Annotated in this window: 2 protein-coding genes (1 of these 2 running past the window's edge); both read left to right on the top strand. The window is 60.4% G+C overall.

From position 1 onward, the window contains the following. Entirely contained in the window at positions 1-1,341 is a 1,341-nt protein-coding gene (locus EDC56_RS12200; RefSeq protein WP_162844175.1) for an HlyD family type I secretion periplasmic adaptor subunit, read from the top strand. Between the two features lie 12 nt (positions 1,342-1,353). Further along, positions 1,354-16,737, top strand: the 5' portion of a protein-coding gene (locus EDC56_RS12195) for a tandem-95 repeat protein (protein ID WP_123712773.1). It continues 12,600 nt past the right edge of the window; the window shows 15,384 of its 27,984 coding nt (coding positions 1-15,384); its start codon is at positions 1,354-1,356; its stop codon lies beyond the right edge, outside the window.

Here is a 16,737-nt window from a genome sequence, read left to right as displayed (position 1 = left end):
ATGAAAAAGAATGTCTATCAGTCAATTAGCCGAGCGTATGACAAGAACAGTGAACAGGCACTGCTCTATAGTTCTGAGTTCGATAAGGAGCACCCCGGCAAGCTGTTTACCCTGGTGCCGAAGCTGATTCTATTGACCTTGTTGGTGCTGTTGTTATGGGCCTCTATTGCGCCGGTGATCGAGGTGACGCGTGCCAACGGCAAGCTGGTACCCTCGGATTCTATTGTGCAAATACAGCATCAAAGCTCGGCCGAGGTGATCGAGGTGAAGGTGGGTGAGGGCGACTTAGTGGAACAGGGCGACGTGCTGTTTAAGCTCGACCCGGTGTTGGTCGCCTCAGAATTGTCGCAGTTGCGTGCCCGCCATGCCTTCTTGTCGATAGAGTCGGAGCGACTACACGCCATCATGGAGCGTCGAGAGCCTGATTTCTCTGCCTTCGAGGAGAATTATCCTGTTGTCGTGAAACACAATAGCGTGGTTTTTAATAGTCAAAAAACCGTCGCCTTGTCAAAAATAAACGGCTTGAAATCCAAGGTAAAGCAGAAGCAGCATGAGCAAGAATACTTAAAGGAACAGCTTAAAGTAGAACAGAATCAGCTGGCCTCCATTGATGAAAAAGTCGCCATGATTAAGGAGTTAAAAGACAGCGGTAGCCAGAGTCGATTATCGCTGATTCAAGCCTCACAGGAGCGTGACGACATGCTGTCGAAGATCAGTAATGTGGTCGGTCGAATCGCGGCGGTGGGCCAGCAGGTAATGGAGGCGGAGCATGAGATTGCTGAGACCTATGCCGCCGTCGATGAGAAGGCGACCATGCGCTTAGCGACGATTGAGTCTGAACGGCACGAGCTGTCGCAGACCCTAGCTCGTACTGAACATTCGTTCAAGAATCTTGTGGTGCGCTCGCCGATCAAGGGGTTTGTCACCGGTCTGACTATCGACGCGGTGGGTGAGGTGGTTACGCCAGGGGCAACGCTGGTGGAAATTATCCCCTACGATTCCGTGGTGTTGGCAGAGGCCAAGGTGGATACCCAGGATATCTCCGCCTTGAAACTGGGCCAAGATGTCAATGTTAAGGTCACTGCGTTTGATTTTTCTCAGCACGGTATGGTGACGGGAAAATTGCAGCGGGTCTCGAAAAATAGTTTCCAAGACGAGGACGGACAGCCTTATTTTAAGGCCAATATACTGCTCGATGAGCAGTGGGTCGGGGCAGAGGGGAATCGGTTGCTGCCGGGCATGGTGGTGCAGGCCGATATTTTAAGTGGTGAAAAGTCCGTTATTCAATATTTATTAAAACCACTGCGCCTAGCCTCGCAGCGTGCCTTTACAGAGAAATAGGGGGGATTGGTTATGAGTAACACACCCTTTAACGATGGCCAAAATACGTCTCGCCAGGGCAGGGTCTCGGGAACGTCTAATCAGACCTATATTCAGCATGTCGATAAGAGCGTCGACGAGAAGGAGGCGGAGCCTACGCCGTTAGAGGCGGAGCCGTTACTGCCGAAGGACTCAGAGCGCCCGGTCCCGCCGCCGGCGCCGGAATCCGAAGGAGACTCAACGACCAACATCGTGCAGCCAGCGGGCGCTGGTGGTAGAGTCGCCCCGGCCGCAGCCCCGAGTACGAGCTCGGCGAGTACTGCTGCAAAGGCGGCGGCTGCTGAAGCGTCGTCTGAGTCGTCGTCTGTGACGAGTTCAGGCAGCGACGGGGCTGCGGCGGCTAGTGCCACCGCCTCATCTGCTGCTGGCGCGGCTGCGGCCGGCGCGGATGGTGGCGCTGGTGATGGCGCAGGTGGTGATGGCGGTGCCGATGGTGCGGATGGCGGTGGCGGCGCCGATGGTGGTGGGGATGGCGGTGGTGGAGGCGCCACCAACCTTACCGGCGAGCCAATCCCATTGGCAAAAACGTTAGACCTGTTGGTTGGTGAGCTGGCAGGCGAAGAAGACCGAGGCATTGCGTTAGATTTAGCGGTTCGTCATGGCGATACAGCTTCGGCAACAACAAAAACCGAGATCACAATCAGCGGTGTACCGGAAGGCAGTCGCTTATCGAAGGGCGTCGATAACGGCGATGGCAGCTATAGTTTGCTGCCTGAAGACCTTGCTGAACTGACTTTTCTTCCCAGCTTACACAGCGGTGATGATGTCAGTCTAACGGTGAAAGTTAGGGATTATGAGGAGAGCCTGGCTGATCCGGACAACCCGTTTATCGTGGAGATCGGCAGCACCGAGAAGGTGATCGATATTGTGGTTGAGGCCATTGCCGATGCGCCATTATTAACGGCTGCGCCAGCTGAGGGTGACGAAGATACCGTCATTGCGCTCGATATCGCCACCTCGTTAGTCGATACCGATGGCTCGGAGAGTATTCATTCGATTGTCATCGGCAACATGCCGTTTGGCGCCAGCCTGTCGGCGGGGGTTGATAATGGCAATAACACCTGGACGTTGTCTGAGGCGGATCTGGTGGGGCTTAGCATCAAGCCGCCGGAAAATAGCAGTGATGACTTCACCCTGACGGTGCGTGTGACCGTTGAGGATATCGATCCTGATACCGGGGAAATAACCACGGCGGAAACGGTCGTGCCGTTATCGGTGGCGGTACTCAGCATCGTCGATGAGATCGAGCTCAAGGATGGCTATATCGAGGTCGATGAAGACAGCCCGTTTGAATTTGATTTCTATAGCATGCTGGTCGGTAAGGGGGGCTCAGAAAGCATTGTCAGCATCACCTTCGAGAATATCCCCGTTGGTGCAGAATTCAGCCACGGCACGCTCAACGACGACGGCAGTGTCACGGTTGGTGCTGATGATTTGGCGTCGCTGACATTGACGCCGACGCTGCACGACAGCACGGACTTTACCCTCGACTTAACGATGACCTATCAGGATGTGGATGCTGATAGCGGCAGTATCAGTGAGGCGAGTAGCACGGCGCAGTATCATGTCGAGGTGAACCCGGTCGCCGACCTGCCGTTGTTGAGTGCCAACGACATTAGTGGCAACGAGGATCAGCCGATCGCCATCGAATTGACGGCCGGCTTGGCCGATCTCGATAACTCGGAGAGCATCAGCGGCGTGCGTTTCGAGGGCGTGCCGGATGGCGCTAAGTTCTCCGCCGGCGTCGATTACGGTGAGGGTGTGTGGCTGGTTAACATCGGCGACCTCGTCGACCTGACCCTGCAGGCACCGCTGCACGATAGCGGTGATTTTACTCTCACCGCGACCGCCTTGGTCGAGGACGCTGACCCAGATTCGGGCCTCACCAGCCACGCCAGTGACAGCATTAGCTTTGCCGTGCAGGTGTTGCCGGTGGCGGAACAGGCGCTGATTACCACGGCGGCGCGGGGCGACGAGGATACGGCGGTCGCCGTCAACCTCGAGATTAGTCAGCCCGATGCTGACGGCTCCGAGGTCATCGACAGCATCGTCATCAGCGGTGTGCCGAGCGGCGCGTCGCTGTCGGCGGGCAGCGTCGATGGCAGTGGCAACTACACACTGACACTGGCCGAGCTGACGGGGCTAACGTATACCCCGGTGCTGCATGACAGTACCGATGTCACGCTGACGGTTGAAGTCGGCACCACGGATAGCGACCCTGAGGGAGAGCTGGGCTCTACCCAGATAACGGTGCAGGAGTTTGTGCTGCAGGTCGATGCGGTGGCCGATGCGCCGACGGTGGTACCGGGGGTGGCGGTCGGCGATGAGGATTTCGCGATTGATATCCCGTTAGCGGTTGCCGTGGTCGATGAGGATGGCTCAGAGAGCATCCAGTCGATACTGATTGGTGATGTTCCCGCCGGCGCGATATTGTCGGCCGGGATCGACAACGGCAACAACAGCTGGACGCTGACTGCCGCCGAGCTCAGCGGCCTGACGATTACGCCGCCGCTGCATGACAGTAACGATTTTACCTTGTCGCTGTTGGTGACCAGTGTCGACACTGATCCGGAGACGGGAGTTGTTAGTACTGCCGAATCGCTATCCAGCCTCGAGGTTCAGGTCGCCGCGGTGGTCGACCCGGCGAGTCTTGCCGACGGCCATGGCGAGATCGACGAGGATATGCCTCTGAGCTTCGACTTCGAGACGCTGCTCAGCGATCAGGACGGCTCTGAGAGCGTCGTTAGCATCACCTTCGACAGCGTGCCGACTGGTGCGGTGTTCAGCCACGGCACGGTCAACGCCGATGACAGCGTGACGGTGTTAGCCGCCGACTTGGCGACGCTGACGTTGACACCGACGCTGCACGACAGTAGCGACTTCACCTTAGACTTGACGCTGACCCACCAGGATGAAGATCCCGATACGGGGCTGATCAGCGAGGCCACTAGCACGGCGAAGTACCATGTCGAGGTCAATCCGATCGCCGACCTGCCGCTGCTCAGCGCCAACGACATCAGCGGCAACGAGGACTTGCCGATCGCGATCGAGCTGACGGCGAGCCTAGCCGATGTCGACGGCTCCGAGGCGATTACCGCGGTGCGTTTTGAAGGCATGCCCGAGGGTGCCAGCTTCTCTGCCGGTGTCGACTATGGCGAGGGGGTGTGGCTGGTCAACGCCGCCGACCTGGCTGATCTGACATTGCAGGCGCCACTGCACGATAGCGATGATTTCACCTTGACTGCGACCGCCTTGGTCGAGGATACCGACCCCGACTCGGGTCTCACCAGCCACGCCAGTGACAGCATCAGCTTTGCCGTGCAGGTGTTGCCGGTGGCGGAACAGGCGCTGATCAGCATGGCGGCGCGAGGCGACGAGGACACGGCGATCGCCGTCAACCTCGAGATCAGCCAGCCCGATGCTGATGGCTCCGAGGTCATCGACAGCATCGTCATCAGCGGTGTGCCGAGCGGCGCATCGCTGTCGGCGGGCAGTGTCGATGGCAGTGGCAACTACACGCTGACACTGGCCGAGCTGACGGGGCTGATGTATACCCCGGTGCTGCACGATAGTACCGACGTCACGCTGACGGTTGAGGTCGGCACCACGGATACCGACCCAGAAGGCGAGGTGGGTTCCACTCGGATAACGGTGCAGGAGTTTGTGCTGCAGGTCGATGCCGTCGCCGATGAGCCGATGGTGGGGGCAGATTTTGCGGTCGGTGACGAGGATACTGCCATCGATATTACACCGCTGTTCGCCGTGGTCGATGAGGATGGCTCGGAGGTCATCGAGTCGGTGTTGATCACCGAGGTGCCTGTTGGGGCGGTGCTGTCGGCCGGGGTAGATAACGGCAATAATACTTGGACGCTGACCACCGATGACCTCGTCGGGCTGACGATTACGCCACCGCTTCATGACAGTCGTGATTTCCAGTTACCGGTATTGGTTACCAGCACCGATACCGATCCGGAGACGGGGGCCATCACCACCGCCGAGAGCACCGCGCTGATTTCCGTTGAGGTCAACGCCGTGGTCGACCCGGGGGGGCTCGTCGACGGTCAGGCCGAGATTGACGAAGATACGGCGCTGAGCTTCGACTTCGAGGCGCTATTGATCGATCAAGATGGCTCTGAAAGCGTTGTTAGTATCACCTTTGCTAACGTCCCCGCTGGCGCGGTATTCAGCCACGGCACCGTCAACGCCGATGATACGGTGACGGTGTTGGCGGCCGATCTTGAGGGGTTAACGCTGACGCCGACGCTGCACGACAGCACCGATTTTACCCTCGACCTGACGTTGACCCATCAGGATGAGGATCCCGACAGCGGCCTGATCACTGAGACCACCAGCACGTCGCAGTACCATGTCGAGGTCAATCCGATCGCCGACCTGCCGCTGCTCAGCGCCAACGATATCAGCGGCAATGAGGACTTGCCGATCGCGGTTGAGTTAACGGCGAGCTTGGCCGATGTTGATGGCTCGGAGGCGATTACCACGGTTCGTTTTGAGGGCATGCCCGAGGGTGCCAGCTTTTCCGCCGGTGTCGACTACGGCGAGGGTGTGTGGTTGGTCAACGTTGCGGACTTAGCGGGCTTGACGTTGCAGGCGCCGCTGCATGATAGCGATGACTTCACCCTCACCGCGACAGCGCTGGTCGATGATACTGATCCCGACTCCGGCCTCACCAGCCATGCTAGCGACAGCATCAGCTTTGCCGTGCAGGTATTGCCGATGGCCGAGGTCGCGGTGATCACGGCGGCGGCACGGGGCGATGAGGACACGGCGATCGCCCTCAATCTAGCGATTAGTCAGCCCGACGCCGACAGCTCAGAGACGATCACTAGCATCGTCATCAGCGGCGTGCCGGCGACCGCCTCGCTGTCGGCGGGCAGCGTCGATGGCAGCGGCGACTACACGCTGACGCTGGCGGAGCTGGTGGGACTGACCTACACGCCGACGCTGCACGACAGTAGTGACATCACCCTCACCGTCGAGGTGACGACGCAGGATGTCGATCTCGACGGCATCGGCAGTAGTGTCAATACCAGCAGTCAAGACATCGTGCTGCAGGTGGATGCGGTGGCCGACGCGCCGACCGTGGTGCCGGGGGTGGCGGTCGGCGATGAGGATGCTGCCATCGATATCCCGTTGATCGTTGCCGTGGTTGACGAGGACGGTTCCGAGCTGATTCAGTCGGTGTTGATCGGTGATGTCCCCGCTGGCGCGATATTGTCGGCCGGGATCGACAACGGCAACAACAGCTGGACGCTGACCGCCGCCGAGCTCAGCGGCCTGACCATTACGCCGCCGCTGCATGACAGTAACGATTTTACCTTGTCGCTGTTGGTGACCAGTGTCGACACTGATCCGGAGACAGGTCTTGTTAGTACTGCCGAATCGCTATCCAGCCTCGAGGTTCAGGTGGCGGCAGTAGTCGACCCGGCGACTCTCGTCGACGGTCAGGCTGAGATTGATGAAGACACGGCGCTGAGCTTCGACTTCGAGACGCTGTTGGCCGATCAAGATGGTTCCGAGAGCGTCGTCAGCATCACCTTTGCTAACGTGCCTGTTGGCGCGGTGTTCAGCCACGGCACCGTTAACGCCGATGACACGGTGACGGTGCTGGCCGCCGATCTTGAGGCGCTGACGCTGACGCCGACGCTGCACGACAGCACCGATTTTACCCTCGACCTGACGCTGACCCATCAGGACGAGGACCCCGACAGCGGCCTGATCACCGAGACCACCAGTACGGCGCAGTACCATGTCGAGGTGAACCCGATCGCCGATTTACCGGTGTTGACGGCCAATGACATCAGCGGCGATGAAGACACGCCGATTAGCCTCGATCTGACTGCTAGCCTAGCCGATGTCGATGGCTCGGAGTCGATTACCACCGTGCGTTTCGAGGGGATGCCCGAGGGCGCCAGCTTCTCTGCCGGTGTCGATTATGGCGAGGGTGTGTGGCTGGTCAACGTTGCGGACTTGGCGGGTTTGACGCTGCAGGCACCGCTGCACGATAGTAGCGACTTCAGTTTGACGGCGACGGCGCTAGTGGAGGATACCGATCCGGATTCCGGCCTCACTAGCCACGCCAGTGACAGCATCAGCTTTGCGGTGCAGGTACTGCCGGTGGCAGAGGCGGTGCTGATCACGTCGGCGGCACGGGGCGATGAGGATACGGCCATTGCGTTGAACTTGGCGGTGACTCAGCCCGATGCCGACGGTTCGGAGAGCATCGATAGTATCGTCATCAGCGGTGTACCGAGTGGCGGCTTGTTGTCGGCGGGTACGGTGGATGGCGACGGTAATTATACGCTGACACCAGCGGAGCTGGCGGGGTTGACCTATACGCCGGTGTTACACGATAGCAATGATGTGACGTTGACCGTCGAGGTGTTCACCACCGATCTCGATCCCGAGGGGTTGATGGGCTACGCCAAAATCACTGAGCAAGCGATCGTTGTCGAGGTCGATGCGGTGGCCGATGAGCCGATGGTGGGGGCGCATTTCACCCTCGGCGATGAAGATACCGCGATTGAGATTGGTGCCGCCTTCGGCCTCGTCGACGGTGATGGCTCTGAGGTTGTGCAGTCCTTATTGATCAGCGACGTACCTACAGGAGCGGTGTTGTCGGCGGGTGTCGATAACGGCAACAACACCTGGACGCTGACCACCGATGACCTCGCCGGACTGACGATTACGCCGCCGCTGCACGACAGCCATGACTTTGAGATGCTGGTATTGGTGACAACCCTCGATACCGATCCAGAGACCGGGGCGACGACGACGGCAGAGGCGACGGCGCTGATCTCCGTTGAGGTCAACGCCGTGGTCGACCCGGCGAGCCTCGCCGACGGTCAGGCCGAGATCGATGAAGACATGGCGCTGAGTTTCGACTTCGAGACGCTACTGACCGATCAAGATGGCTCCGAGAGCGTTGTCAGTATTACCTTCGCTAACGTGCCCGTTGGCGCGGTGTTCAGCCACGGTACCGTCAACGCCGATGATACGGTGACGGTACTGGCCGCCGACCTTGAGGCGCTGACGCTGACGCCGACGCTGCACGACAGCAGCGATTTTACGCTGGACCTGACGCTGACTCATCAGGACGAGGACCCGAATAGCGGTCTGATCACCGAGACCACCAGTACGGCGCAGTATCACGTCGAGGTTAACCCGATCGCCGATTTACCGGTGTTGACGGCTAACGATATCAGCGGCGACGAAGACACGCCGATTAGCCTCGATCTGACCGCCAGCTTAGTCGATGTCGACGGCTCGGAATCGATTACCGGCGTGCGTTTCGAGGGCATGCCCGAGGGCGCCAGCTTCTCCGCCGGTGTCGACTATGGCGCCGGCGTATGGCTGGTCAACGTTGCCGACCTGGCTGATCTGACTCTGCAGGCGCCGCTGCACGATAGCAGCGACTTCAGCTTGACCGCGACGGCTCTAGTGGAGGATACCGACCCCGATTCCGGGCTGACTAGCCATGCTAGCGACAGCATCAGCTTCGCGGTCGAGGTGTTGCCGGTGGCCGAGGTGGCGGTGATTACCGCGGCGGCACGGGGCGATGAAGACACAGCGATAGCGTTGAATCTAGTCGTCAGTCAGCCCGATGCCGATGGCTCGGAGACGATCGATAGCATTGTTATCAGCGGCGTACCGAGCGGTGCCTCGCTGTCGGCGGGCAGCGTCGATGGTGACGGCGACTATACGTTGACGCCGGCGGAGCTGGTGGGCCTCACCTACACGCCAACACTGCACGATAGCGGCGATATCACCCTCACCGTCAAGGTGATGACCGACGACATCGACCCCGAGGGGGTGATGGGCTACGTCAAGATGACCGAGCAGGAGATTGTGGTCCAGGTCGATGCGGTCGCCGATGCGCCACAGCTGCCGAACGTCCTCAGCATTGGCGATGAAGATAGCGCCATCCCGATCGCCGTGACTAGCGCCTTAGTCGATGTCGATGGCTCGGAGGTGATTCAGTCGATACTGATCGGCGATGTCCCCGCCGGCGCGGTATTGTCGGCTGGAATCGATAACGGCAATAACAGCTGGACGCTGACCACGGCGGAGCTCAGTGACCTGACCATTACGCCACCACTGCACGACAGTCATGATTTTATTCTGTCGCTGCAGGTGACCAGTGCCGATACCGATCCCGAGACCGGTGTCGTCAGTACCGCGGCTAGCCATGGCACCATCGAGGTGGCAGTCAACGCCGTGGTCGATCCGCTGGGGCTCGCCGATGGCCATGCCGAGATCGATGAGGATACGGCGCTGAGCTTCGACTTCGAGACACTGTTCGCCGATCAGGATGGCTCCGAGAGTGTCGTCAGCATCACCTTCGCGAACGTCCCCGCTGGCGCGGTATTCAGCCACGGTACGGTTAACGCCGATGATACGGTGACGGTGCTCGCCGCCGACCTTGAGGCGCTGACGTTGACACCGACGCTGCACGACAGCACAGACTTCACCCTCGACCTGACGCTGACCCATCAAGATGAAGACCCCGATAGCGGTGTCATCACCGAGACCACCAGCACGGCGCAGTACCATATTGAGGTCAATCCGATTGCCGACCTGCCCGTGCTGACGGCGAATGATATTAGCGGTAACGAGGACTTGCCGATCGCGGTCGAACTGACGGCGAGCCTAGCTGATGTCGATGGCTCCGAGGCGATTACCGCCGTGCGCTTCGAGGGCATGCCGGCCGGCGCCAGCTTCTCCGCCGGTGTCGACTACGGTGAGGGCGTATGGCTGGTCAACGTCGCCGACTTGGCGGGCTTGACGCTGCAGGCGGCGGCTCATGATAGCGACGATTTCACCCTCACCGCGACAGCGCTGGTCGATGATACCGACCCAGATTCCGGGCTGACTAGCCACGCCAGCGACAGCATCAGCTTTGCCGTGCAGGTGTTGCCGGTGGCCGAGGTCGCGGTGATCACGGCGGCGGCGCGGGGGGACGAGGATACGGCGGTCGCCCTCAACCTAGTGGTCAGCCAGCCCGACGCCGACAGCTCAGAAACGATCACCAGCATCGTCATCAGCGGTGTGCCAGCGACCGCCTCGCTGTCGGCGGGCAGCGTCGATGGCAGCGGCGACTATACGCTGACGTTGGCGGAGCTGGTGGGGCTGACCTACACGCCGACGCTGCATGATAGCAGTGACATCACCCTCACCGTCGAGGTGACGACGCAGGACGTCGATTTGGACGGCGTCGGCAATAGCGTCAATACCAGCAGCCAGCAGGTCGTGGTGCAGGTGGATGCAGTCGCCGATGCGCCGACGGCGCTGCCTGGGGTTGCCGCCGGTGATGAAGACGCAGTCATTGATCTTCCGTTGACCGTTGCCGTGGTCGACGAGGACGGTTCCGAGCTGATTCAATCGGTGTTGATCGGTGACGTCCCTGCCGGCGCGACACTGTCGGCCGGGGTCGACAACGGCAACAATAGCTGGACGCTGACCGCCGCCGAGCTCAGCGGTTTGACCATTACGCCACCGCTACACGACAGTAACGACTTCACCCTGTCGCTGTTGGTGACCAGTGTCGATACCGATCCGGAGACGGGCCTAGTGAGTACCGCTGAGACGCTATCGAGTCTCGAGGTGCAGGTGGCGGCGGTGGTCGACCCGGCGACGCTCACCGACGGCTTTGCCGAGATCGATGAAGATACCGCGCTGAGCTTCAATCTCGAGACGCTGCTGACGGATCAGGACGGCTCGGAGACGCTGGTTAGCATCACCTTCGATAACGTGCCTGATGGCGCGGTGTTTAGTCACGGCAGCGCCACGGCCGAGAATAGCATCACCGTCGAGGCGGCCGACCTGGCGACACTGACACTGATGCCGCCTGTCCATGACAGTACGGACTTCACCCTCGACCTGACGCTCACCCACCAGGACGAGGACCCCGATACCGGCCTGATCACCGAGACCACCAGTACGGCGCAGTATGTGGTCGAGGTGAACCCGGTCGCCGACCTGCCGTTGGTCGGCATTAGTGACAGTGTCGGCGGGAATGAGGACAGCCCGATCAGTGTTGATTTGATCGCCGCGCTGTTTGATTTGGATGGTTCGGAGTCGATCACGGCGGTGCGTTTCGAGGACGTGCCCAGCGGCGCGAGCTTCTCCGCGGGTGTCGACTACGGCGAGGGCACGTGGTTGGTCAACGGTGCTGATTTGGGTGGCTTGACCATCCTGCCGGCGGCACACAGCAGTGATGATTTTAGCCTCAGCGCGACGGTACTGGTCGAGGATATTGACCCCGATTCCGGGGTGGTGAGCCACGCCTCCAGCATCGCGAACTTCGATGTCGAGGTGTGGGCTGTCGCCGAGGAGGCGGTGATTACGGCAGCGGCGCGGGGCGATGAGGATACCGCGATCGCGCTCAATCTCGAGGTGAGCCAGCCCGATGCCGATGGCTCGGAGGTGATCTCATCTATTGTGATCAAGGGCGTGCCGTCTGGTGCCACGCTATCGGCGGGCAGTGTCGATGGCAGTGGTGACTACACCTTGACCCTCGCCGAGCTGGAGGGATTGACCTATACCCCGATCCTCCACGATGGCACCGATGTGACGCTGACGGTCGAGGTCACTAGCGTGGACACCGACCCCGAGTCGGGTAGCGACAGCCGGGTGACCAGCCAGCAGGTTATCGTCGAGGTGGATGCCATCGCCGATCAGCCGGGCTTGGTGACGGCGCCGACGGCGGGTGAAGAAGACGATTACATCCCGTTGACGATCACACCGTCGCTGATCGACACCGATGGCTCGGAGGTGATTCAATCGATCTTGATTGGCGCTGTGCCGGATGGGGCCACACTGTCGGCGGGGATCGATAACGGTAACAACACCTGGACGCTGACCGAGGCTGAGCTGGTCGGGCTGGAGATTGAGCCGCCGTTGCGTGACAGCCATGATTTCACCTTGACGGTGGTGGTCACTAGTGCCGACACCGATGCTGAGACCGGCGTTGTCACTACTGCCGAGACCGCCGGCACGCTGTTGGTGGTGGTCAATGCGATTCTCGACGTACCCAATTTCGCCAATGGCTATGTTGAAGGTGATGAGGATAGCGCCATTGCGCTGACGTTTGATCTTGCGGGTATGCTGGTGGACACCGACGGCTCTGAGAGTCTCGTGAGCATCACCTTTGAGAATGTGCCCAGCGGGGCGACGTTCAACAAAGGCACGGTCAACGCGGACGGTAGTGTCACCGTCGGTATCGACGACCTTGATGTACTCACGCTGACGCCGCCGCCGCACGACAGTACGGACTTTACGCTCGAGATGGCGTTGACTCATCAAGATCAAGACCCCGACAGTGGCATCATTAGCACCTCGACGTGGACGACTGCTCAGTACCACGTCGAAGTGAACCCGATTGCCGATCTGCCAATACTGACTGCCAACGACATCAGCGGCAACGAGGACCTGCCGATCGCGGTCGAGTTGACCGCGAGCTTAGCCGATGTCGATGGCTCAGAGGCGATTACCGCCGTGCGCTTTGAGGGCATGCCAGAGGGGGCTAGCTTCTCCGCCGGGGTCGACTATGGCGCCGGCGTGTGGCTGGTTAATGCTAGTGATTTGGTGGGTTTGACGCTGCAGGCAGCGGCTCATGATAGCGACGATTTCACCCTTACCGCCACCGCCTTGGTGGAGGATACCGATCCCGATTCCGGCCTCACCAGCCACGCCAGCGACAGCATCAGCTTTGCCGTGCAGGTGTTGCCGGTGGCCGAGGTGGCGGTGATCACGGCGGCGGCGCGGGGTGACGAGGACACGGCGATCGCCCTCAACTTAGCGGTCAGCCAGCCTGACGCCGATAGCTCAGAGACGATCACGAGTATTGTCATCAGCGGTGTCCCGGCGACCGCCTCGCTATCGGCGGGTAGCGTCGATGGCAGCGGCGACTATACGCTGACACTGGCGGAGTTGGTGGGGCTGACCTACACACCGACGCTGCACGATAGCAGTGACATCACCCTCACCGTTGAAGTGACGACGCAGGATGTTGATTTGGACGGCGTCGGCAATAGTGTTAATACCAGCAGCCAAGAGGTCGTGGTGCAGGTGGATGCGGTGGCCGACGCGGCACTGATGTTGGCGGCACTGTCGCTGGGCGATGAGGACACGGCTATCGCCCTCGATATCGCGCCGGCGCTGGTCGATACCGATGGCTCCGAGACGATACAGTCGGTGCTGATTGCCGATGTTCCGGTGGGAGCGACGCTATCAGCCGGCATCGATAATGGCAACAATACCTGGACGGTGGCCAGCGCAGACTTTGCGGGCCTGACGATTACGCCGCCACTGCACGACAGTAACGACTTTACTCTGTCTGTGGTAGCGGCGACTGCCGATACCGACCCTGAGACGGGTGTCGTCAGTACTGCCGAGGTGTTGGCGACTATCGAGGTACAGGTCACCGCCGTGGTTGATCCGGCGAGCCTCGCCGACGGCCATGCCGAGATTGATGAAGACACGGCGTTGAGTTTTGATTTCGCGACGCTGCTCACCGATCAAGATGGCTCCGAGAGCGTCGTCAGCATTACCTTTGCTAATGTGCCCGTTGGCGCGGTATTCAGCCATGGTACCGTCAACGCCGATGACACCGTGACGGTATTGGCGGCCGATCTTGAGGCGCTGACGTTGATGCCGACGCCCCACGACAGCAGCAATTTCACCCTCGAGCTGACGCTCACTCATCAGGACGAAGATCCCGATAGCGGTGTCATCACCGAGACTACCAGCACGGCGCAGTATGTGGTCGAGGTGAACCCGGTGGCCGACCTGCCACTGCTGACGGCGAACGATATCAGCGGCAATGAAGATGAGCCGATCAGCATCGATATGACGATGAACCTCGCCGATCTCGATGGCTCGGAGAGTGTTAGCGGTGTGCGTTTCGAGGGCATGCCGGACGGTGCTACGCTCTCTGCCGGCGTCGATCAGGGCGCCGGTGTGTGGTTGGTCAACGCCGACGACCTGGCCACCCTAACGCTGCAGTCACCGGCACACGATAGCAACGACTTCACGTTGACCGCGACCGCCCTGGTAGAGGATGTCGACCCCGAGTCCGGGCTCGTCAGCCAGGCCAGCGACAGCATCAGTTTTGTCGTGGAAGTGTTGCCGCTGGTGGAGCCTGTGACGATTACCGTGGCGGCGCGGGGCGACGAGGATACGGCGATCCCGCTCAACCTCAGTATCAGTCAGCCCGACGCCGACGGCTCGGAAAGCTTCAGCAGTATTGTCATCAGCGGCGTGCCGAGCATGGCTTCGTTGTCGGCCGGAATACCCGATGCAGGCGGTAACGTGTTGTTGACCCTCGCCGAACTGGAAGGCCTAACCTATACACCGGCACCCCACGACAGTAACGATGTCAGTCTCAGTGTGGAAGTGTTTAGCGATGATATCGACCCCGAAGGGCTGATCGGGAACATGTCGGTGACGGTGCTGGACTTCGTGGTGCAGGTGGACGCCGTGGCCGATGCGCCGATGATGTTGGCGGCGATCTCGATGGGCGATGAGGATACCGCGATCGGCATCGATGTGATGCCGTCGCTGGTCGATGCCGACGGTTCCGAGGCTCTGCAGTCGGTGTTAATCAGCGGGGTCCCCGTCGGGGCGACGCTGTCGGCGGGGGTGGACAATGGCAACAACAGCTGGACGCTGACGGCGCTCGAGTTGAGCGGCTTGACGATTACACCGCCGTTGCACGACAGCAGCGACTTTACCCTGTCGGTGTTGGCCACCGTCGCCGATACCGATCCTGACACCGGTGTCGTCAGTACCGCCGAGGCGCTCGGTACCATCGATGTGCAGGTTGCCGCCGTGGTGGATCCGGCGACGCTCGCCGACGCCCAGGCCGAGATCGATGAGGACACGGCACTGAGCTTCGACTTGGCGACGCTGCTCACCGATCAAGATGGCTCCGAGAGCATCGTCAGCATTACCTTCGACAATGTGCCGGCTGGCGCGGTATTCAGCCATGGTACGGTCAACGGCGATGACACGGTCACCGTGTTGGCCGCTGATCTGGCGACGTTGACGCTGATGCCAGTACCGCACGACAGCAGCGATTTCACCTTAGAGCTGACGCTGACCCACCAGGATCAGGACCCGGAGAGCGGTGTCATCAGCCAGTCGACCACGACGGCGCAGTACGTGGTTGAGGTGAATCCCGTCGCCGACCTACCGGTACTGGTAGCGAACGATATTAGCGGCAACGAAGATGAGCCGATCAGCATCGATATGACGGCGACCCTCGTCGATACCGACACCTCGGAGTCGATTACTAGTATCCGCTTCGAAGGCCTGCCCCTCGGTGCCAGCTTCTCCGCCGGTGTCGATTATGGCGAGGGTGTTTGGCTGGTCAATTGCGCGGACCTGAGCGGCTTAACGGTGACCGCCGCTGCGCACGACAGTACCGACTTCACCCTCGATGCGACGGTGGCGGTGGAAGATGTCGACCCAGAGTCTGGCCTGGTCAGCCACATCAGTGCCACGACCAGCTTTACCGTCGAAGTGCTGGCGGTGGCCGAGCCGGCGCTGCAGGTGAGCGCCAGCCAAGGCGATGAAGATACGGCGATCGCACTGAACTTAGAAAACTTACTGCCCGATCAAGACGGCTCGGAATCGTTGTTTATTGTCATGGTGTCGAACATGCCGGTCGGAGCGACCCTGTCTGCGGGTCAGGTGGAGCTCGACGGCACCATCACGCTGGAGGCTGACGATCTGGTTGGGCTGACCTATATGCCGGTGTTACATGACAGTAGCGATGTGGTGTTGATCTACGGCGAGATGACACGGGATACCGACCCGGATACCGGCGTTGTGGATAACAATACCGAGGTGGGGGTGATCCCCATTACTGTCGATGCGGTGGCCGATCAGCCGGGCTTGACGACGGCGGCGGCGAGCGGTGACGAGGACACGGCGATCGCCCTGAGCATCACCCCGACGCTGGTCGACGACGATGGCTCGGAGACGATTCAATCGATCCTGATCGGCGACGTGCCGGTGGGAGCAACGCTATCGGCCGGTGTCGACAACGGTAATAACACCTGGAGCTTAACCGAGGCCCAGTTGAGTGGCCTGACCATCACCCCGGCGCAACACGATAGCCATGACTTTACTCTGTCAGTGCTGGTGACCAGCGCCGATACCGATGCCGAGAGTGGCGTGGTGACGACGGCCCAGGCGTCGGCGACGCTCGACGTCGAAGTCAACGCCCTGGTCGATAGCTTGGCTATCGAGGGCGAGATCACGCGGTTATTTGAAGACTACGCGATTCCGTTGCAGGTGGCGGTGTCGCTCGATGACCTCGATGGCTCGGAGGCG

Source organism: Sinobacterium caligoides, from assembly GCF_003752585.1.
Lineage (GTDB): Bacteria > Pseudomonadota > Gammaproteobacteria > Pseudomonadales > Sinobacteriaceae > Sinobacterium > Sinobacterium caligoides.
This window is presented reverse-complemented; position numbering and strand designations above follow the sequence as displayed.